Source organism: Streptomyces hygroscopicus subsp. hygroscopicus, from assembly GCF_001553455.1.
In the GTDB taxonomy this organism is placed as follows: domain Bacteria; phylum Actinomycetota; class Actinomycetes; order Streptomycetales; family Streptomycetaceae; genus Streptomyces; species Streptomyces hygroscopicus.
Window position 1 is genome coordinate 1 of the sequence record NZ_BBOX01000065.1, and the last position, 19,210, is coordinate 19,210.

Here is a 19,210-nt window from a genome sequence, read left to right on the forward strand (position 1 = left end):
CGCTGACCACCAGCAGCTGCGGTTCCTCGTCCGGTGCGGGACGGGCGGGGGCCGTGGCGCACTCCTCCACCACCAGATGGACACCGGTGCCGCCGAAGCCGAAGGCGCTCACCCCCGCCCGGCGCGGCTGGCCGGACCGCGGCCACCGGGTCGGTTCGGTCGGGATGGTCAGCCCCGCCGCGTCGAGTCCCGCCCGGTCGGCCGGCTCGAACTCAGGCTGCGGCGGTATCACGCCCCGGTGGACGGCCAGGACGGTCTTGATGAGTCCGGCGATCCCCGCGGCGTTGAGCGCGTGCCCGACCACCGCCTTCACCGCGCCGAGGAAGGCGGGCGCGCCCCGCTCACCGCGCAGTTCGCGCAGCACACCGATCTCGACCGGATCGCCGACCGTGGTCCCGGTGCCGTGCGCCTCCAGGTAGCCCACCGAGTCCGGGGGCAGGCCCGCGTCGCGGTAGGCCCGGCGCAGCGCCCGGAGCTGACCGGCCGCCTGGGGGTGCATACCGCCCTGCACCGTCCCGTCGTTGGCCGTTCCCACACCGCGGATCACCGCGTAGACCCGGTCGCCGGCGGCCAGTGCGTCGGCCAGCGGCCGCAGCACCAGCACCCCGGCCCCCTCGCCCAGGACGAAGCCGTCGGCCTCCGCGCCGAAGGGCAGGCAGGTGCCGCGGCGCGAGATGGCGCCGATCCGGCACAGCCCCACCAACAGGTCGGGGGTGAGGATGAGTTGGGCGCCACCGGCCAGGGCGATGCGGCACCGGCCCGCGCGCAGCGCGAACACGGCGTTGGCCACCGCCATGAGGCCACCGGAGCACGCCGAGTCCAGGGCGTAGCTCTCGCCGTGCAGATCGAAGACCGAACTGACCGTGTTCGGGCCCATGTTGAGCAGCAGCCCGGCCACGGACGTGCCGTGCAGCCCGTCCACCGCGCGCACCGACTCCGGCCACCGGGGATCGGCCGCCCGCGCCCCGAACTCGCCGCCGGCCAGCTGACGCATCCGGATCCGCAGGGTGCTGATCTCGCGGTAGCCGCTCTCGGTGAGTGCCGTGATCACCGAGGTCTCCTCGCGGTCGAAGCCCTCGGCCTCCCATCCCGCGTCCTGGATCGCCTCACGGGCGAGGTCGATCAGCAGCCGGGCCTGGGGATCCATCGACCGGGCCCGGCGTGGCGGGATGCCGTAGTGCGCCGCGTCGAAGTGGCCGACGTCCGGCAGCAGCGCCATGGTGTCCGTATAGGCCGAGGCCGGGTCGCGGAAGCTGTCGCTGAGAAAGGCGGCGGCGTGCCACCGCGAGTCCGGAACGGTGGAGAACTGCGCCCGCGGCTCGGTGAGGAGCCGCCAGTACTCGTTGACGTTCCGGGCCCCCGGTAAGCGGCAGGCCATTCCCACGATCGCGATGTCATCGCGCCGGGGTGCGGTTGTGTCCACTGTTGGAATCCTTCGCTCTCGCAGATGTCATCCGGTGTCGGCCAATCGCTCGCGCCACCAGTCCACCGTCGCCTTGACCTGCTGATCGACCGGGGTGGCCCGTACCGAGAACGCGGCTTCGTAGGCGCTCGCGTCCAGGACGAAGGGGCGGTCGAACTGGTAGCGGATCTCCTTCAGTTCGCGGATCAGCGGGGAGACCAGGCCCAAGGCCGCCAGCACGGCCGGCGGCAGCCCGCGCACCGCGACCGGCCCCGTTCCCGACTGGGCGGCGAGGCGGTCGACCATCTGCCGGGTGGAGCGCGCGGGCTCCGTCGGGACGTGCCAGGCCCGGCCCCAGGCCCGCTCCTCGCCCGCGACCTCGACCAGGGCCCTGGCCACGTCGGGGAGATAGCTCCAGCTGTGCGGGGCGTCCGGGTCCCCGAGCGCGGAGACCGGCTTGCCGCGCAGCACTCGTGGCATGACCCGTCCGGCCAGGTGGCCCCCGTCGGTCACCCCGGGCCCGAAGAAGTCCGAGGCGCGCACCTCGACCGCCTTGATACGGCCCTGTTCGTGGAGTTCGCGCGCCTGCTGCCAGGCGGCGGCGCGCACCCGTCCCTTGGTGGTGGTGGCCGACAGCGGCAGGTCCTCGGTCATGGGGCCGTCCACCGGGCCGTAGCCGTAGAGGTTGCCCAGCATGACCAGGACGGCCCCGGTCGCCTCGGCCGCCGCGCAGAGCGACGTGGCCAGCGGCGGCCACTGGCGCGCCCAGCGGTGGTAGGGCGGTGCGGCGCAGCTGAAGATGGCGGCCGCGCCCCGCGCGGCCGCGATCAGTCGGGTGCTGTCGGTCGCGTCCAGCGCGACGTGCTCGATACCGGGTTCCGGAGCGCGGCCCGAGGTGGTGACGACCCGTACCGCATGGCCCTGTTCGGCCAGCAGCCGGGCGGTGGCCGTTCCGGCGGGCCCGAATCCTACGACGACATAGAGGCTCACGCGCGGCACACTAGCGCGAGACGCTGTGGCGCCTGCGATAAATATGGCGGGCCGCGCCCCTTGCCGAGGACCGGTCCTGGCCAGCCGGGCGAGGAGAGCGGGCTGCGCGTACCACGCCACCCCGCGGGCACCCGCCACGCGAGGTACCACAAGCCCCCGCCGAGCGGGCCCCGTTCACACGCGCAGGCGGTACGGCATCATGCAGACGACGACATCGGTGCGCGCCCTGAGGACCGTGGCCAGCAGCAGGCCGCGCCGGTTCTGGAGGATCTTGTAGCGCCGGTGCCGGGGCTCGACCTCGGGGATGAGAACGGCGATCTCCCGGCCGCCCCCGGCCTCGCGCCGCACATACGCGACCACCGGCTGCACCAGGGACCGGTGCGGGCTGTCGATGATCTCCAGGCGCACCCCGGGATTCCAGCGCTCCCAGGTGTCCTGCAGGGCCCGCGCCTTCTCGGGCTCGGCCTGGACGCTGATCGCCACGACCTCGTCGCCCAGGGCGAGCGCCGCCGTCAGCGCGCGCTGCGCGAGCCTGCTGACCTCGCCGAGCGGGACGATGACCAGGCTCATGGTGCGCGCCGGTGGCGGCGGGATCCGCCCGAGCCCGAGTTCCCGGCCGGCCGCCGTGTAATAGCGCTGGACGCGGGTGAACAGCAGCATCAGCAGCGGCACCGCGACGACGACCGCCCAGGCCCCTTCGAGGAACTTGGTGGTCAGCAGGACCAGACCGGCCCCGGTGGTCAGCACGGCCCCCAGACCGTTGATCATCGCCCGGCGCAGCCACCCTTCCGGCTGCTCGGTCGCCCAGTGCCGTACCAGCCCGACCTGGCTGATGGTGAAGCCGGTGAACACCCCGATGGCGAACAGCGGGATCAGCCGGTGGGTCTCGCCCCCCACCGCGCTGAGCAGCGCGGCCGACAACAGCGCCAGCGCCACCACCCCGTACCGGTACACCGGCCGCTCCGCGCGCAGCCCGAACAGGTGGGGCAGCCGGTCGTCCCGCGCCAGCAGGCTCATCAGGACCGGGAGGCCGCCGAAGCTGGTGTTCGCGGCGAGCGCGAGAACAAGGGTGACGATGAGGTTGGTCGCGTAGTACTGCCATCCGGTTCCGTACGACCCGGCGGCGAGCTGGGCGAGGACCGTTACACCGCCGCGCGGCGCGACATGGTCGCGGCGGATCAGATACGCCATCCCGAGCAGCATCGCTCCGAGGAGCATGCCGAGCATCAGCTCGGTGTGCCGCGCCCGCTCGATGCGCGGCTCGCGGAACATCGGCACGCCGTTGGCGATGGCCTCCACCCCGGTCAGGGCGGAGCAGCCCGAGGAGAACGCTTTCAGGATCAGCAGAACGCCCAGCGCCTCGGTGGCCTGGACGGGGTGGGCCGCGCCGACGACGGCCGCGGGGTGCGAGCGCAGGATTCCCATCACGACGATGCCGAGCATGCTGACGATGAACAGCACGGTCGGCAGCATCAGCACCTGGGCGCTCTCGGCCACTCCCCACAGGTTCACGGCCGTGAGCAGGGCGAGCAGCACCAGGCAGACGGCGAGCAGATGCGAGGAGAGGGGCGGGAAGGCGGAGGCGAGGCTGGCGGCGCCGGCGGCCAGGCTGACGGCCACGGTGAGGACGTAGTCGATGGTCAGGCTCGCCGCGGCGAGCAGGCTCACCCGTTGCCCGAGGCTCTTCTTCGCCACCGCGTAGGCGCCGCCGCCGTCCGGATGGACGGCGATCACCTGGCAGTAGGAGATCACCAGCACGGTGAGCAGGACGGTGATGACGACAGTGATGGGCAGCGTGGCGGTAAGGGCCCCGGTGACGGCGGCGACCAGGACGACCACGATGGCCTCGGGGCCGTAGGCGACCGAGCTCAGCGCGTCCAGGGACAGCGCGGCCAGCCCCTCGAGGCTGGTGAGATGGTGCTTGTCGCCCTCCCCGTGACGCAAAGGCACCCGTGGCCGCAATGCGCGGTGTGCCAGTCCGAACGCCATGGGGAACCTCGGGACGGGGTTGTCGGGGGCCGTCCCGCGACAGTGTGCCCCGCCGTGGCGCCCGGCCACCTGAGGCATGCCCGGACAGCCGCCGCTTGTCCGCCGCCTCCGTGACTCCGCTGACCTGACCGAGTGCTCCTCACGGCGCTCCCCGAGTGTCGCCGCGGCGGTGGGAGCCGCGTCCATAGCATGACCTGGCGCGGTCATCGACCTGTCGGCAGCAGGCCGGGCCGTGCGATTGGTTCCTGGGGCCCATGCGGTCGCGCATCCGGCGAGCGAGGGTGGCGCTGACGAGGCGCGCCGGGTTACGCCCAGCGCCGGACGAGTGGAGGTTGGTGACCATGACGGTGATGTCCGTGCCCAGGTTCGAGCGGTTCTTCCGGGTGGCGGCGGGACTTGATGTGGACAAGAACGACCTCAAGCGCTACAGCGGCTTCGTGGACGCCAAACTCTACGATCTGCTGCTCATCGCCGAGGCGGTCGCGAAGGCCAACGCCCGGGACGTGATCCTGCCGTGGGATCTGCCGATCACCAAGGGGCTCCAGGAGAGCATCCACCGCTTCCGGGACCTCGACCACGAGATCGAGTTGAAGCCCATCCTCGATCAGCTCGCCACGCACCCGCCGCTGGACCGCGCACCCGACGACGCGACGGAGGCGAGGCTGCCGGAAATCGTCGGCGGGCTCAGCCTGGCGCTCGCCAAGGCGTTCAGGATTATCTACCCGGACCTGAAGAATCCGCAGACCAAGCACTGGGAGACCGTCTGGCCGCTCTTCAATCTCCTGCTGTGACGCCCGGGTTGTGCATGCCGGGAGCGATGCGGTGACCGCCGGACCGGCCAGGATGGCCCTCCGAAGCCCGCGGCGGCACCCGGCGAAGCGGGACCGCCGCGGGAGGGAGCCGGATCCCGGCGGTCTCAGCCGCCCTGGCGTTCGCTGCTCTCGGTTATCCCGATGTGACGGGGCTTGGCGCTCGCCGCCTTGGGGACGGTGATCGTGAGCACGCCGCTGCACACACCGTTCCCTGGCCGCGCCGCTGTCGGCGAACCGGCATGTTCATCGTCCGTCGTCGGGGTGGCGCGCGACATCGACGGTGGTGTGGCCGAGGTGCTCATGGACCTGATGAATGGCCATCGCCCCTTCGCCGACGGCGGAGGCCACCCGCTTGACCGAGCCGCTGCGCACATCGCCCGCGGCGAAGACGCCGGGCAGACTGGTCTCCAGCCCCAGACAGACACGGCCCTGGCCCTCCCAGACCGTGCCACTCGCACGGGCCTGCGCCGCGGCGCCGGTGAGGACGAAGCCGCGGTCGTCGAGGGCGACCACGTCGGCGAGCCACGCCGTACGGGGCTGGGTCCCGATGAAGACGAACATCGCGCGCACGACCAGCTTGCGACGCTCCCCCGTGCGGTTGTTCTCCACCACGATGGCCCGCAGGACGTCGTCGCCCTCCGCCTCGCGCACCTCGCTGTTGAGTATCACGTTCACCCGCGGATGGCGTTCGATCTGGTCGACGAGGTAGCGGGACATCTTGGCGGCGAGGTCAGGTCCCCGGACCAACAGGTGGACCCGCGGGACGCGCTTGGCGAGGAAGAGGACGGCCTGGCCCGCGGAGTTGCCGCCGCCGACCACCGCGACCGGATCCGCGCTGCACTGCTGGGCCTCGTACACGGTCGCCGCGTAGTAGACGCTCGCCCCCTCCAGCCGTTCGATACCGGGTACTTCGAGCCTGCGGTACTTGGCGCCGGTGGCCAGCACGACGGTGTGGGCCACCACATCGCCGCGCTCGGCGAAGGTGACGCGGTAGGCACCCTCCTCGGGCTTGAGCGAGGTGGCCTCCGCGGGAACCCAGACCCGGGCCCCGAACTTGCGCGCCTGGAGCTCGCCCCGTTCGGCGAGGTCGGAGCCGGAGATCCCGGCCGGGAAGCCGAAGTAGTTCTCGATGAGGGACGAGGTGCCGGCCTGGCCGCCCGTGGCGATCGTGTCCATGAGGTCGGTGGTCAGTCCTTCGGAGGCGCTGTAGACGGCGGCCGCTAGCCCGGCGGGTCCGGAGCCGACGATGATCAGATCGCTGCGCGCCTCCTCGATGGACGGAGAAGAGAGACCGATGAGCCGCGCCAGTTCGGCGTTGCTGGGGTTGCGCAGCACCCGCTGATCGCGCCAGATGACGATCGGTGTCTCTTCCGGGGGGATGGAGAAACGGCGCAGCAGTGCCTCGGCCTCCTCGTCCGACTCCAGATCGATCCAGCGGTGCGGCAGCCGGTTGCGGGCCGCGAACTCGCGCAGCCGCCGGGTGTCGGGTGAGTAGCGCGAGCCGAGGATCCGAAAGCCCGCGCCGGCGCCGACGAGCAGCGCGCGGCGGCCCAGGTAAGCGCGGAGGACGAGGTCACCGAGGATCGGATCGCGGGCGACCAGCACCCGCAGCCGGTCGAGCGGAAGGGACAGCACCTCCCCCGGCTCACGGACCCGGGCGGTGTAGAAGGCCACCTGCCCCTGGAGCAGCCCCAGCTCGCCGAGGAAGCGCCCCGGCCCGTGCACCCTCAGGACCCGCTCGTCGGGGGTGCCGTGGGCCTCGACGATCTCGATGGAGCCGTTGAGGATGACCAGGAAATCCGCACACCGCTCCCCCTCCCGGACCAGCACCTGGCCCGGCTCGACCCGGAAGCGCTCCCCGTGTTCGGCGAGGAACGCGATCTGGGCCTGCGACAGCCGGGGGTAGGCGCCGTACAGATCCGGGGTCTCGAACGGCACCGCCTCGTCGGGAGCGGCCTCGGGGGGCCGGTCGTCGCCTGCCATCAGGCCGGCGCCTCGTGGGCGTAGCACCAGCGCCAGTTCTCGCCCGGCTCCATGGGTTCCACGATGGGATGCTGCTCGACATAGGCGTGGGCGCACGCGTGCTTGAGCGGCGAGGAGTCGCAGCAGCCGACATGCCCGCAGGTCAGACAGAGCCGCAGATGCACCCAGGGGGACCCCAGGCGCAGGCACTCCTCACACCCCTCGGGGCTGCGCGGGGAGACCGGGCGCACCATCGACAGATGCGGATCGGGCTCGATGGCCATGGCGTTCACCCTCTCTCGCTGTCCCGCCGGCCCGCCGCCACCTGCTCGACCCAGGAGCGCAGGGTGCCCGCCGGGGCAGCACCCGCGCGGCGGGCGACCGGCTCGCCCTTGTCCAGGATGAGCAGGGTCGGCACGGCCTGCACCTCGAACCGCTGAGCGAGGTGCGGATTGCGGTCGATGTCGACCTTGACGAGTTTGACCCTGCCCGCCAGCTCCGTGGCGACCTGCTCAAGTGCGGGGCTGACCATCCGGCAGGGCCCGCACCAAGTCGCCCACAGATCCACGACGACGAGGGGCGTCGCCTCCTCGGCGACCTCGGCGAACTCGTTCTCGTCCGCGTCCACGATCCACGGCAGCGGCGACTTGCAGTTCCCGCACCGAGGGGCGCCCTCGGCCGCCACGGGGATCTTGTTCGCGCGTCCGCAGGTGGGGCACTTGATGGTCCGGGCTTTGGTCGTTGGGCTTGACATGGCCGGTCACGCCGCCTCTCCGACTTCCTGCCGGGCTCGCTCCTCCGCGTGCTCGCCCGATGGCTGTTCGTAGGTGACCACCAGTTCACCGTGCTGGGCGTCCACCTTGACGGTGGCGCCCTCCTGGACGTCGCCCTTCAGCAGGGCGCGTCCGATGAGGGTCTCCACCTCGTGGGAGATGAAGCGGCGCAGCGGGCGTGCCCCGTAGACCGGGTCGTAGCCTTCGTGGGCGATGACCTTCCGGGCTGGTGCCCTTGGGATCACCGAGTTGGTGGTGCCCAGGTCGATACCGACTGCCTTGGCCATGGGAACTCCTTCCGGGACGGCCGCGGATATTCCCCCCGGTGCCCGGTCGGGCGACAGGACAGGGATATAACGACACCTAAGCCACAGTAGTGACTAAATGGGCTCAGATGGGCGCCTGCGCCTGTGGGGTCTCATTTCGGCGCCCCGGACCGCCACCGAGGACAGGTACGGGCGGGCGCGATCCGGGCGGCCCACACCGGGGCATACCGGCCCGCCGCTTCCCGGCCCGGCCGGGCAAGGACGGCCGCCCCGCGGCCAGGATGGCGCCCCGGCCCCGTGGGCCTCGGGGTACCGGGACAGCGGCGCCCGGCCGCCGGATCAGCCGGAACCGTCCGGGTGCAAGATGACCTTGGTCCAGCCCTCGTCCCGGCGGTCGAAGTGGTCATAGGCGTCGGGAGCCTGGTCCAGCGGAAGCTCATGGGAGACCACCCAGCTGGGCTTGGCCTTGCCCCCGGCGATCAGGTCGCGCAGTCGGCGGTTGTACCTCTTCACCGGTGCCTGGCCGGTGCCGATCTTCTGGCCCTTGAACCACAGCTTGCCCCAGTCGATGGGCACCTTGCCCTTGGCCTCGAAGTCGCCGATCTGGGGCTGGGCTTCCCTGCCGCCCGGGTCCTCGGGGACGAACACGCCCACCACGCCGATGCACCCGGTGAAGCGGACGTTCTCGATCAGGCTGTTCATCGTGCGGGAGGCGTCCTCGTGGCCCGACGGGTCATGGGCCTGGTAGCCGACGCACTCGCAACCGTTGTCGGCACCGAGCCCCAACGTGGCTTCCTTGATGACCTCACCGGGGTCCTGTTCGCGCATGTCGATCGGCATGGCGCCGATCTCCTCGGCCTTGCGCAACCGATCGGTGTGGAAGTCGCACACCCACACCCGTCCAGCACCCTTGATCACCGCCGAGTAGGCCGCCATCAGTCCCACGGGACCCGCACCGTAGATGACGGTCTGGTCTCCGGGGTTGACGCCCGCCATCTCGGTGGCGTGGTAGCCGGTGGGGAAGATGTCAGCCAGCATCACGTAGTCCGCCTGGCGCTCTTCGGCGTCCTCGCCCAGCCGCAGCGCGTTGAAGTCCGCGTACGGCACACGCAGGAACTCGGCCTGGCCGCCCTGGTACGGCCCCATGTCCGCGAAGCCGTAAGCGGCTCCGGCGGCCGAGGGCTCCGGCTGCATGGTCAGGCAGTAGTTGGTCAAGCCGCGCTCGCACTGTTTGCAGAAGCCGCAGGCGATGTTGAACGGCAGCACCACATACATGCCGACCTTGAGCTTTCTGACCGCCGAGCCGACCTCGATGACCTGCCCCAGGTTCTCGTGCCCGAAGATGCGGCCCTTCTCGAACGACGTACGCCCTTCGTACATGTGCAGATCGGAGCCGCAGATATTGGCGGTGGTGATTTTGACGATCGCGTCGCAGGGGTGCTCGATCCTCGGGTCGGGCTTCTCCTCGACCACGACGTTCCGCGGTCCTTCGAATACAGCTGCTTTCATGATCACTCCTCGCTCACCACCACACGCATACGACCACTGCCGTCACCCGGCCCGAGGCCGCGAGCGATGGTGGATGGATGGTGGCGAGGCCGTGATGTCCTGCGGCCCCGCTGCGATGGCGGCACGTGCCGTGGAAGACGGTCGCCCGGTCCTCCACGGTCTCATCCGGGCACTTCGAACGCGACCGCGGCCGGCGGAGGTGGTGGCGGCGCCCTCGGCCCCGCTCAGTCCTCCGAGAGATCCTGCTCGGCCCAGATGGTCTTGCCTTGGACCTCCAGGCGAGTGCCCCAGCGCTGAGCGAGTTGGGCCACCAGGAAGAGGCCACGGCCGCCCTCGTCGAGCGCGCGGGCCCGGCGCAGATGCGGTGCCGTGCTGCTGAAGTCGGAGACCTCGCAGATGAGCGCGCGGTCGCGGATCAGGCGCAGCCGGATGGGCGGGCGGCCGTAGCGGATCGCGTTGGTGACCAGTTCGCTGACGACCAGCTCGGTGGTGAGGACCAGCTTCTCCAGTCCCCAGTCCATCAGTCGGGCGGTGACCTCCCGCCGGATCCGGGAGACGACGGCGGGTTCCGGTGGGATCTCCCAGGTGGCGACCCGGTCGGGGCCGAGGGCCCGGGCGCGGGCGAGGAGCAGGGCGACATCGTCTTCGGGGCGGTCGGGGAGCAGAGTGTGCAGGACGGTGTCGCCGAGGGCGTCCAGGGACGGGGCCGGCTGGGCAAGGGCCTCGCACAGCGCCTCCAGCCCCTCGTCGATCGCGCGGTAGAAGCTCTCGACCAGACCGTCGGTGTAGAGGGCGAGGACACTGCCCTCGGACAGTTCGGTCTCGACCGCCTCGAAGGGCAGGGTGCCCAGCCCGAGGGGCGGGCCGTTGGAGACGTCGAGGATATCGGCGCTGCCGGCCGGGGTGACCACGACGGGCGGGGGGTGGCCGGCGCTGGCGAGCGTGCAGTGGCGGGAGACCGGGTCGTAGACCGCGTACAGGCACGTGGCACCGGTGGCCCCGGAGGGCTCTGGATCGTCCTCGGCCGCCAGCCGGGTCACGAGATCGTCGAGGTGGGTGAGCAGCTCGCCGGGCGGCAGATCGATATCGGCCAGGGTGCGTATGGCGCTGCGCAGCCGCCCCACGGTGGCGGACGCCTCGACGCCACGGCCCGCGGTATCGCCGACCACCACGGCGGCGCGAGCGCCGGAGAGCGGGATCACGTCGAACCAGTCGCCGCCCACGCCGGCCCACGCCTCCGAGGGCACATAGCGCGAGGTGACCTCCATCGCGGCCAGGTCGGGCAGGCGCCGCGGCAGCAGATGGCGCTGCAGAGCCCTGGCCGTCATGCGCTCGCGCTTGTAGCGGCGTGCGTTGTCCACGCATACGGCCGTTCGGGCCGTGATTTCCTCGGCCAGCAGCAGGTCATCCTCGTCGAAGGGCACCGGCGTCCGGTGGCGCGCGAAGAACACCACACCAAGGGTGACACCGCGGGTGCGCATCGGCACCACCAGCTCCGAGTGGATCCCGTACTCCCGGATCCGGGCGGCCCGTACCGGATCGAGGGCGTTCCACCGGACCATGAGCTCGTCGGTCACCTGGTAGAGGATGGCCCGGCCCTCGGCCAGGCATTCGGCCGACGGTGAGGACTCCGGATGGGTATCCAGTTCGCCCACGTCGACCACGGCCTCCGGGGTTCCGGGGAGGACGGAGCGATGGGCGGCACGGCGCATGGTGATGGGACCGGACAGCGGGCCCGAGGGGGGTTCCTCACCCTGGTCGAGGAAGGTGAGCAGGTCGACGCCGACGAAATCGGCGACCCGGGGGACGGCCACGTCGGCCAGTTCATGGGCGACATGCGCGAGGTCCAGGGTGGAGCCGATGCGCTTCCCCGCCTCGTTCAGCAGCAGCAGCCGCTCCTGGGCCTGGTGCCGGCGGGTCGTGTCGTACGCGGCGAAGCACACGCCGTACACACTGCCCGTCCGGTCCTTGAGCGCCGCGAGCGAGATCGTCCAGGCGTGCTCGCGGCTTTCCCCCGGCACCCGCAGATAAGCCTCCAGGACCTGCCGTTCGCCGTTTTCCAGCACGCGACGCATGCCCTCCTCGGTCTTCTCGCTCTCCGGGTGCGGCAGGAGCTCGACCAGGCGCATACCGCGCATCCGATCCTCGGTGAGGGCGGCCGCCGCCTCCATATCGGCGTTCGCCCGTACCAGCCGCAGGTCCGTGTCGAAGACCGCGAGCACGCACGGGGCCTGGGTGAACGCCCCCACAGCCGGGTCGGCCTCGGGCGGACACGGTTTCCGCGCGGCGGCGGCCACCAGGAGCCACCCGGTGGCACCGCCGTCCGCCACCACGCGGTGCGCCAGCGCCTCCGCCTCCACGCGATGGCCGTCACGGTGGCACAGCCCCACCCGTCCGCTCCACCCCGACCGGCCGGCCAGGCAGCGCCCGACCGCCTCGACGGCGGTCCCCCCGGCCCATAGCTCGGTCACTGCTCGCCCCACGATCTCCTCGGGCAGATAGCCGAGCAGCCGCTGAGCGCCCTCGCTCCACCCGGTCACGACGCCGTGCGAATCCATCGTGGCCGTGGCCAGGTACACCATGTCGAGAGGCTCGTTCACCACGGAGGACATCGTCTTACGGTCCCGTCGGCCACCATTCGATCACCAGAATCGTGGCGTCGTCGCTGAGTCGTCGCGCCGGCGGTCGAACGATGGCGTGCATCAGCAGGCGGAGCCCATAGCGGTTCAGGACCTCCGGGAACACCGCACGTGAGGCGTGCTCGGCGGCGCTGACCAGCGCCTCGAGCAGCTGTCCGGCGGCCTCGGCCGAGGTCGACACATCCGCGTCCACCATACGAGCAACTGTACGGCGGGCTCTCTTCCGGCGTCGTCCGTGGCCACCGTCCCGGCCGCCCTGCGGGCGGGCTCAGCCCTCCCCCGTCGGTGGCCGGGGCGCGCCCCCGCGCTCCCGGGCCACTCGTCACTCCGCCTCGGCCAGCTGAACGCGCCGCTCCTGCCGGGCCGAGTCGACGTCCCGTTCCAACGACGTCCGGCTCACGCCGCTCGTCGGCTCCTTCAGCGCCCGCACCAGCAGCTCCGCCCCGCGCCGCACCCCTGGATCCTCTCCGCTGTCGGTCCCCTCCCAGGCGGCGAGAGCCTCATCAAGGCATCACCTTCGTCATGCGGCCCCCGCGGAGAACGCCATGCGCGGGGGCCACGGCCGCCGCGCTCGCCAGCGACGCCAGGCGCGCGTAGTCGCCCAGTCCGAGCGAGCGGCCCACCTGCTTGGCCAGCGCTCCGCCGCCAAGGAGGAACAAGGACACCGCGAAGTCCACGGCATAGAGGCCGACGAACGGCCTGGAACCGGTACGGGCCGAGACCTGGCAGTTCGCCTGCTTGCCCAGTGCACCGGAGTACTGGGGAGCAACACCGACGGACATCTTTCCCTGTGCGTCCACACACCTACCGTGCAGCTGGACACAACCGACGCAGAGACCTGACGGAGTCCTCCTAGCCCCGGCGCAGGCCGGCCAGGAAGCGCCAGAGCGCGGAGCGGTACCGTTCCGGCTGGGCGGGTGTCGCGGGCTCGGGCGCCGGAGCGGGGGCCGGGTCGGGGGTAGCCGCGGGGGCCGGGTCGGGGGTAGCCGCGGGGGCCGGGTCGGGGGCAGGCGCGGCCGTCTCGGTGACGGCCGGCACCGAGACCTGCCGGGTGCGCATCCGGAACCGGACCGGGAAGGACTTCAGGCCGCGTACGTGCGCCGACGAGCGCCAGGGCAACTGGTCGACGGGCAGCCCCAGTTCGATGTCACACCGCTCGAACAGCTTGCCCACCGCCGTGGTGACGATCATGTCGGCGATGCCCCGGCCCGGACACTGGTGCGGCCCCGCGCCCCAGGCCAGATGGGCGCGTGAGCTGACCGACGCCTCCTGGCTGCCGGGGGTCGCGAACATCGGATCGCCGTGCGCGGCGGCGATCGAGGGCAGCACCGCGTCCCCCGCGGCCAGCCGGAAGTCCCCCAGGTCGGTGTCGGCCACGGGGAAGCGGAAGGTGAGGTTGGCCCACGGTGGCGAGGCGATGTGCACGCGGTTGACCAGCTCTTCGACGGGTCCCGCCATCAGGCCGGCCCGCGTCCCGGCATCCCCGGCCAGCACCTCCAGCACGCTGTTGGTGATGGCGTGGCTGACCAGCTCCGACATGATGACAATGATCGCGTAGAGCTCCAGGCCGATCTGTTCCACCGTCAGCGCGGGTTCCACCGCGAGCAGCCGGGTGGTCAGGTCGTCACCGGGGTGCCGCTTCTTGTGCGCGGCGAGTTCGGTCGTGGCGGCCACCAGGCGGCCCACGGCCGCGGCGGCGTCCGGGCCGCCGTCCACCATCCGCCACGAGTCCATGAAGACCTCGTCGCCCTGCTCGACCGGGAAGCCGAACAGCCGGTTGACGGCCATCAGCGGCAGCGCCCGCGCGAACTGCGCGCCCAGGTCCGCCCATCCGCTCTCGCTGCCGTCCGCGAAGAAGGTGATCAGCTCGTCGGCGTGCCGGGAGACGGCCTTCGCCAGCTCGTAGGACTGCGGCGCGTGGGGGTCCTGGAAGGGGGCGATCGCCTCGTCCACGGCGGCGCGCGTGGCCTTGCGCTGCTGGTCGTCCTGGAGCAGCAGATGGCTGACCTGGTAGCCGGGCAGATTCGGCCAGTCGGACGGCACCCGGCCCTCGCGCAGCCACCGCCAGTGCTGGACGTCCTTTTTCCACACCGTCTCGTCGCGCAGGACCTCCCACACCTCGCGGTAGCCGAGCACCAGCCAGACCGGGACCCCGTGCAGATCGACGGGCGCCACCGGCCCGTACCGGCCCCGCAACCGCGCGTAGAACGCGGCGGGCCGGGTCTCGAAGTCACGGGTGAACAGCGGCTCGACCGCCAGGGACGCCAGCTCCGAAGGGGGGAATTCCATGTTCGGTGTCCTTAGTGCGACAGGAATGGCCATTCCGGCTGGGCCGTGAGGTCCGTGTGGGGAAGCCACACGGCATGCTGACGCGCGGCACGGAGCGAGACCGGCCCGCTACAGCGGGACAGACTAGCGGCCGACCCGCGGCCTGAACAGCGCGGCTGTCCCCGCGGCGGCCCTCGCCCCGGCCACGAGCCGGGCCCCTGTCGGCCCGGTTCGTGGCCGGGCGGACAGGGGCCGGTCCGCCGTGTCGTCGCGGATCTCCCGGTGCCCGGCGGCGACGGCGCGGCGGCCGGTCCTGTCGAGGAGTGGTCAGTTCGGTGGCGCGATCACCAGCCGTGCGCCCCGGGTCCCGGCGGAGGAGGGCCCGGTCTCCAGGAGGAGTTCCCCGGGTTCGACGGCGAGCCGGAGGTCCCGGGTGACGGAGGCGAGGGTGTCGGCGCCGATCGCGAACACGGCCTCGGCCCGCTCCCCCGGGCTCAGGCCGAGGCGGACGAATCCGCGCAGTTCACGGACGCGGGGCCAGGAGGAACCACCCGACAGCCGCCGTACGTAGAGCTGGACCGTCTCGCGCACCGGCCGTGCCCCGGTGTTGCGCACGGTGACCCGGCAGGTGAGGGCGGGATCGTCCAGGGTCACCCGGGCGCGGGAGAGCCGTGGCGGGGCGTACTCCACCGTGGTGTACGACAGGCCGTGGCCGAAGGGGTACCGGCCGCCGGCGGGCTGGTCCACATAGCCGCGATACCCGTGGTCCTTGGCGTTGTAGAACACCGGCAGCTGCGCGGCCGACCGCGGTACCGACACCGGCAGCCGCCCCTCGGGCTCGGCCGCGCCGAACAGCACGTCGGCGACGGCCCGTCCGCCCCAGGGGCCCGGGTACCAGGCGCTCAGCACCGCCGCGGCCGTACCGGAGAGGTCGGGCAGGGCGTGCGGACGGCCCTGGACCAGGACGACGACGACCGGTACGCCGGTGGCCGCCACGGCGTCCAGGAGCGCCAACTGCCCTGCGGGAAGGGACAGATCGGCCAGGTCGACGCCTTCGCCGCAGGTCATGCCGACGAGGTCGGCGGACGTCACCACGGCCGCGCCGTTGGTGTCGAAGGAGGTGTCGTCCGACCGGGCGCTGGAGCCGCCCAGGACGAGCACCGCGACGTCCGCCGCCGCCGCCAGCGCCACCGCTCCGGGCAGGCCGGAGAGGTCTCCGCCGACCAGATCGCACCCCGGCGCATGGGTGATCTCGGCGTCCGGCGGGGCGGCCGACCGGATGCCGTCCAGGACCGTGACGTGGTGGGAGCCGGGCCGCTGCGGCGCGGTGTAGTCGCCGGTCTGCTGGGCGATCGAGTCGGCGTTCGGGCCGAGGACGGCGATCCGCCGGGTCGATGGCGCGAGCGGCAGGACGGCCCCGTCGTGGGCGAGCAGGGTGATGGACGCGCGGGCGAGGCGTTCGCTCAGCGCGCGTGGGCCGGAGCACGGTTCCGCGCGTGGGGCGGGGCGTGGTTCCGCGCGTGGACCGGAGCGCGGTTCCGGTGGCGCGGTGGTGCGGTAGGGCTGCTCGAACAGGCCCAGGCGGAACTTCAGCGCCAGGACCCGGGCCACGGCGGTGTCCAGGGTCCGCTCCGCGACGAGCCCCCGGTCGACCGCCTCGGCCAGCCGGGGGAAGCAGGCGTCCCACAGGCTCAGATCACATCCGGCGTTCAGCGCGCGGGCGCCCGCGGCCACCGGGTCCCCGGTGATTCTGACCAGGCGGTCCACGGCGCCACCGTCCGCCATGACGAGCCCGTCGAACGCCCATTGCTCCCGCAGCAGCCCGGTCAGCAGCGTCCGGCTGGCCACACAGGGCAGACCGTCGAACTCGTTGTAGGCCGCCATCACCCCGGCGGCGCCGGCGCGCACCCCGGCCCGCGCCGCCGCCAGGTGGATCTCGTGCAGTTCGCGGGCGCCCAGTTCGGTGGCCGCGCTGTTGCGTCCGCCGACGGTGGCCCCCTGGCCGGCGAAGTGCTTGAGCACGATGGCCACTCCGGCCGAGCGCGCGCCCCGCACCAGCGCCCCGGTGAACTCGGACGCCAGATACGGGTCCTCGCCGAAGCACTCCTCCGCGCGGCCCCAGCGCGGGTCGCGCACCAGGTCGAGGGCGGAGACCAGCGCCACGTGGCCGCCGCGGGCCCGCAGTTCCGCGGCGACCCCGGCCGCGGCGGCCTCGTACAGGGCGGGGTCCCAGGTGGCGCCGACGGCGAGGTTGACCGGCAGCACGGTGCCGTCCAGGGCCTGATGGCCGTGCGGCATCTCCTCGGTGAACAGCAACGGTATGCCCAGCCGGGTGTTCTCCACCACGTGCCGCTGCACCAGGTCCGCGACACCGGCCCCGTCCGCCGCCGTGATGCCGTCCGCGAGCCCGACGCCGGACCACGCGTCCGCCCGCTGCAGCCCGTACAGGGCTCCCATCCCGTCGTACGCGGCGACCTCGGCGCGGAAGGCGTCGGTGAGCCGGTGGCCGCCGTCGTGCCGCTCGTAGGCGTGCCAGCCGTACATGCGCTGGTTGACCTGGCCGACCTTCTCGGTGAGCGTCATGCGCCCCAGCAGGTCGCGGACCCGCTCCGGCACCGGCGCGGAGGGGTCGCGGTAGAGGTGTGCGGTCATGTCAGCTCCAGGACGCGCACTCCGTACGGGTCGAGCGTGACGTCCGTGACCGGCGCGCCGGACGCGAGGTCGCGCAGCGTGCCGTCGGCGGCGGGGCGGACGGTGAGCTCCTCGGGGCTCTGGCTGACCAGCCACACGAAACGGCGTCCGTCCTGGTGGAGCAGGAGGTCCGCGCCGATGTGCGGGCAGTCGACGGTCACCGGGCGGCGGACCCCGGCGACCTCGGCGAGCGCCGCGTACAGGCGGTGGGTGTCCTCGGGGTTGGCCCGCGCGGTGCGGGCGGCCATGTGCTCCAGGGGGTAGGTGGCCAGGACGGTGCGGCCGCGCCCGGTGTCGCGCACCAGGAGGGCGGGCCGGCCGTGGGCGTCGACGGCCACCACCCGGGCGTCCCCGGCGACGACCGGCAGATAGGCCCGGCTGTCCTCGTTGCCCGCGACGGGGAAGCGGAGGGTGTCCCCGGCCGTCAGCCCGCCGAAGTCGGCGGTGAACGTCATCTCCACCACGTCGTCCTCGATGGGCTCGGCGACCCCGTAGGAGAGCTGGAGTTCCACGCCGAACAGCCCGTCCAGGTCGTCGAACCACGGGCCGCGGGTCCCGGGGTGTTCACCGGAGCAGAACGAGAGGTAGACCGTGGCGCCTTCGTGGGCACGGCGTTCGAGCGCGCGCCGGGTGCGGGTGGTGAGCTGACGGGTGGCGGGCAGCAGATACAGGGCCGCGTCGCCGGGCAGGCCGTCGGCCTCCCGGGTGAAGCCCACCGGCAGGTCGGCGGCGCGGGTGGCGACATAGCTCTGGTGCAGGGAAGTGAAGATCAGCGGGCGGTCGGCGGGCCTGCTGTAGGGGTAGCCGCGCTCCAGGAAGGCGGGCACCACCAGCGCCGCGTCGGCGTCGGCACGCCGGCAGTGCGCGAAGTCCACGGCCTTGAGCGTCTCGGCGAACGCGGCGAGTTCGAGCAGCGGGGCCTTGGGGGCTCCGGTGCTGTCGGTGATGCCGAAGTGCATCTCGAAGGGGTGGTGGTCGTAGGGCGAGCGGTCCCACAGGCCGTCGTAGTCGGTGTTGTTCCAGGCGATCCAGCCCGTCGCCCCGCCGAGCAGGGAGTTGTGCAGGGTCTGCCGGTAGTAGACCGCCGCGTTCGCGGCGGACACGGTGTCCGTGGACAGGCCGAACTCCTCCAGTACGACGGGCTGCCCGGTGACCGAGGCCAGTTCGCATTCGAAGGCGGCGCGCAGGTGCTGGCGGGGCCGGTCGGTGTCGGAGCGGTACACGTGCGGGCCGACGAAGTCGACGTACTCGGCGGTCTCGCGCAGCGAGAAGCCGTTGTCGCGGCCGGTGACCTCGATGCCCCACGCGCCGTCGCCGAGGGAGACGGGCTGGGTGGCGCCGGCCGCCCGTACCGCGTTGCACATGGCCTGTGCCCAGGCCGTGACCACCTCGGAGGAGGGCGGGTCCACCTGGTAGATCCGGCCGTATCCGGGCATCTCGTTGGTGATGAGCCAGCCGGTGACCGCCGGGTGGTCCGTGAAGCGGCGGGTCATCTGGGAGGCGAACCACGCCTGGCGGCCGACCATCCACACGTCCTCGTACAGATCGCGGCCCCCGCGCCAGGCCGGGTCCCAGTTCTCGCCCGACATGTGTCCGACGATGAAGGTGGGCACCGTCCCCATGTCCGTCTCGGTGTGCGCGTCGAGGAAGTCGCGGAAGCGTTCGCACAGCGTCTCGTCGACGCGGTGGGGCTCCGGGTGGAAGTCGGGCCAGTAGAAGAACGACCGGGTCATCGTCAGGCCGTGCTCGCGCAGCACCCGCAGTTCCTCGCGGACCGTCTGCGGGTCGTAGTCGCGCCACATCAGCGGCCCGCCGGTGCGGGACCAGAAGTTGGCGCCGAGCCAGGGCAGGACGGCGGGGTGGTGGGTGAGCTGGGCGCTGTGGCGTCGCATGGTCCTTCTCGGGTCTC

Annotated in this window: 15 protein-coding genes and 1 pseudogene; 1 reads left to right on the forward strand and 15 read right to left on the reverse strand. The window is 72.2% G+C overall.

Features of this window, described 5'->3' with window-relative positions:
• The 3 genes from AXW62_RS08125 to AXW62_RS08135 form a co-directional block, all read right to left on the reverse strand.
• A partial coding sequence (locus AXW62_RS08125; RefSeq protein WP_252368536.1) for a beta-ketoacyl [acyl carrier protein] synthase domain-containing protein occupies positions 1-1,378 on the reverse strand: 1,378 nt, incomplete at its 3' end.
• Between the two features lie 72 nt (positions 1,379-1,450).
• Positions 1,451-2,392, reverse strand: a complete 942-nt coding sequence (locus tag AXW62_RS08130) for an NAD-dependent epimerase/dehydratase family protein (RefSeq protein WP_060943906.1) — start codon at positions 2,390-2,392, stop codon at positions 1,451-1,453.
• Positions 2,393-2,566: 174 nt separating this feature from the next.
• Positions 2,567-4,381: an amino acid permease gene (locus AXW62_RS08135; protein WP_060943907.1), complete on the reverse strand. Its 1,815-nt coding sequence runs from the start codon at positions 4,379-4,381 to the stop codon at positions 2,567-2,569.
• A 341-nt stretch (positions 4,382-4,722) separates the two neighbouring features.
• On the opposite strand from AXW62_RS08135, the gene AXW62_RS08140 reads away from it, so the two are divergent.
• Positions 4,723-5,172 (forward strand): DUF1931 family protein, encoded by a 450-nt coding sequence (locus AXW62_RS08140; protein WP_060943908.1) that lies wholly within the window; start codon positions 4,723-4,725, stop codon positions 5,170-5,172.
• Between the two features lie 264 nt (positions 5,173-5,436).
• Here AXW62_RS08140 and AXW62_RS08145 read toward each other — a convergent pair whose 3' ends face one another.
• The 12 genes and pseudogenes from AXW62_RS08145 to AXW62_RS08195 form a co-directional block, all read right to left on the reverse strand.
• A complete protein-coding gene (locus AXW62_RS08145; RefSeq protein ID WP_060943909.1) occupies positions 5,437-7,176 on the reverse strand; it encodes an FAD-dependent oxidoreductase in 1,740 nt (579 codons plus the stop codon).
• Positions 7,176-7,439 carry a UBP-type zinc finger domain-containing protein gene (locus tag AXW62_RS08150; protein ID WP_060943936.1) on the reverse strand — a complete coding sequence of 88 codons (264 nt, stop codon included), beginning with the start codon at positions 7,437-7,439 and terminating at the stop codon, positions 7,176-7,178. Before AXW62_RS08150 ends, AXW62_RS08145 begins: the two co-directional genes overlap by 1 nt.
• A gap of 5 nt (positions 7,440-7,444) precedes the next feature.
• The gene (gene trxA / locus AXW62_RS08155; protein WP_060943910.1) at positions 7,445-7,909 is read right to left on the reverse strand and encodes a thioredoxin; all 465 of its coding nucleotides are present in this window, start codon (positions 7,907-7,909) and stop codon (positions 7,445-7,447) included.
• A 6-nt stretch (positions 7,910-7,915) separates the two neighbouring features.
• Positions 7,916-8,155 (reverse strand): annotated as a pseudogene (locus AXW62_RS08160) (ClpB D2-like domain containing protein); the annotation flags it as partial.
• A 378-nt stretch (positions 8,156-8,533) separates the two neighbouring features.
• The gene (locus AXW62_RS08165; RefSeq protein WP_060943912.1) at positions 8,534-9,703 is read right to left on the reverse strand and encodes a glutathione-independent formaldehyde dehydrogenase; all 1,170 of its coding nucleotides are present in this window, start codon (positions 9,701-9,703) and stop codon (positions 8,534-8,536) included.
• Between the two features lie 224 nt (positions 9,704-9,927).
• Complete coding sequence (locus AXW62_RS08170; RefSeq protein ID WP_060943913.1) at positions 9,928-12,315, reverse strand: ATP-binding SpoIIE family protein phosphatase; 2,388 nt, start codon at positions 12,313-12,315, stop codon at positions 9,928-9,930.
• A 4-nt stretch (positions 12,316-12,319) separates the two neighbouring features.
• Positions 12,320-12,538 (reverse strand): hypothetical protein, encoded by a 219-nt coding sequence (locus AXW62_RS08175; protein ID WP_060943914.1) that lies wholly within the window; start codon positions 12,536-12,538, stop codon positions 12,320-12,322.
• A 126-nt stretch (positions 12,539-12,664) separates the two neighbouring features.
• Positions 12,665-12,796, reverse strand: coding sequence for a hypothetical protein (locus AXW62_RS46620; RefSeq protein WP_284709080.1), 132 nt, complete (start codon positions 12,794-12,796; stop codon positions 12,665-12,667).
• 49 nt (positions 12,797-12,845) lie between these two features.
• Positions 12,846-13,124 carry a hypothetical protein gene (locus tag AXW62_RS08180; protein WP_060943915.1) on the reverse strand — a complete coding sequence of 93 codons (279 nt, stop codon included), beginning with the start codon at positions 13,122-13,124 and terminating at the stop codon, positions 12,846-12,848.
• A 70-nt stretch (positions 13,125-13,194) separates the two neighbouring features.
• Complete coding sequence (locus AXW62_RS44390; protein ID WP_060943916.1) at positions 13,195-14,631, reverse strand: cytochrome P450; 1,437 nt, start codon at positions 14,629-14,631, stop codon at positions 13,195-13,197.
• Between the two features lie 306 nt (positions 14,632-14,937).
• Positions 14,938-17,262 carry a glycoside hydrolase family 3 N-terminal domain-containing protein gene (locus AXW62_RS08190; RefSeq protein ID WP_060943917.1) on the reverse strand — a complete coding sequence of 775 codons (2,325 nt, stop codon included), beginning with the start codon at positions 17,260-17,262 and terminating at the stop codon, positions 14,938-14,940.
• A complete protein-coding gene (locus tag AXW62_RS08195; protein WP_060943918.1) occupies positions 17,259-19,193 on the reverse strand; it encodes a cellulase family glycosylhydrolase in 1,935 nt (644 codons plus the stop codon). The genes AXW62_RS08190 and AXW62_RS08195 overlap by 4 nt, the downstream gene beginning before the upstream one ends.
• Positions 19,194-19,210: the final 17 nt, after the last annotated feature.

Excerpts from the sequence above, each read along its gene's own strand:
- AXW62_RS08175 (WP_060943914.1), bottom strand. The coding sequence starts at position 12,538 with ATGGTGGACGCGGATGTGTCGACCTCGGCCGAGGCCGCCGGACAGCTG.
- AXW62_RS08180 (WP_060943915.1), bottom strand. The coding sequence starts at position 13,124 with ATGTCCGTCGGTGTTGCTCCCCAGTACTCCGGTGCACTGGGCAAGCAG.
- trxA (WP_060943910.1), bottom strand. The coding sequence starts at position 7,909 with ATGTCAAGCCCAACGACCAAAGCCCGGACCATCAAGTGCCCCACCTGC.
- AXW62_RS08150 (WP_060943936.1), bottom strand. The coding sequence starts at position 7,439 with ATGGCCATCGAGCCCGATCCGCATCTGTCGATGGTGCGCCCGGTCTCC.
- AXW62_RS08140 (WP_060943908.1), top strand. The coding sequence starts at position 4,723 with ATGACGGTGATGTCCGTGCCCAGGTTCGAGCGGTTCTTCCGGGTGGCG.
- AXW62_RS44390 (WP_060943916.1), bottom strand. The coding sequence starts at position 14,631 with ATGGAATTCCCCCCTTCGGAGCTGGCGTCCCTGGCGGTCGAGCCGCTG.
- AXW62_RS08145 (WP_060943909.1), bottom strand. The coding sequence starts at position 7,176 with ATGGCAGGCGACGACCGGCCCCCCGAGGCCGCTCCCGACGAGGCGGTG.
- AXW62_RS08190 (WP_060943917.1), bottom strand. The coding sequence starts at position 17,262 with ATGACCGCACACCTCTACCGCGACCCCTCCGCGCCGGTGCCGGAGCGG.
- AXW62_RS08195 (WP_060943918.1), bottom strand. The coding sequence starts at position 19,193 with ATGCGACGCCACAGCGCCCAGCTCACCCACCACCCCGCCGTCCTGCCC.
- AXW62_RS08135 (WP_060943907.1), bottom strand. The coding sequence starts at position 4,381 with ATGGCGTTCGGACTGGCACACCGCGCATTGCGGCCACGGGTGCCTTTG.
- AXW62_RS08170 (WP_060943913.1), bottom strand. The coding sequence starts at position 12,315 with ATGTCCTCCGTGGTGAACGAGCCTCTCGACATGGTGTACCTGGCCACG.
- AXW62_RS08165 (WP_060943912.1), bottom strand. The coding sequence starts at position 9,703 with ATGAAAGCAGCTGTATTCGAAGGACCGCGGAACGTCGTGGTCGAGGAG.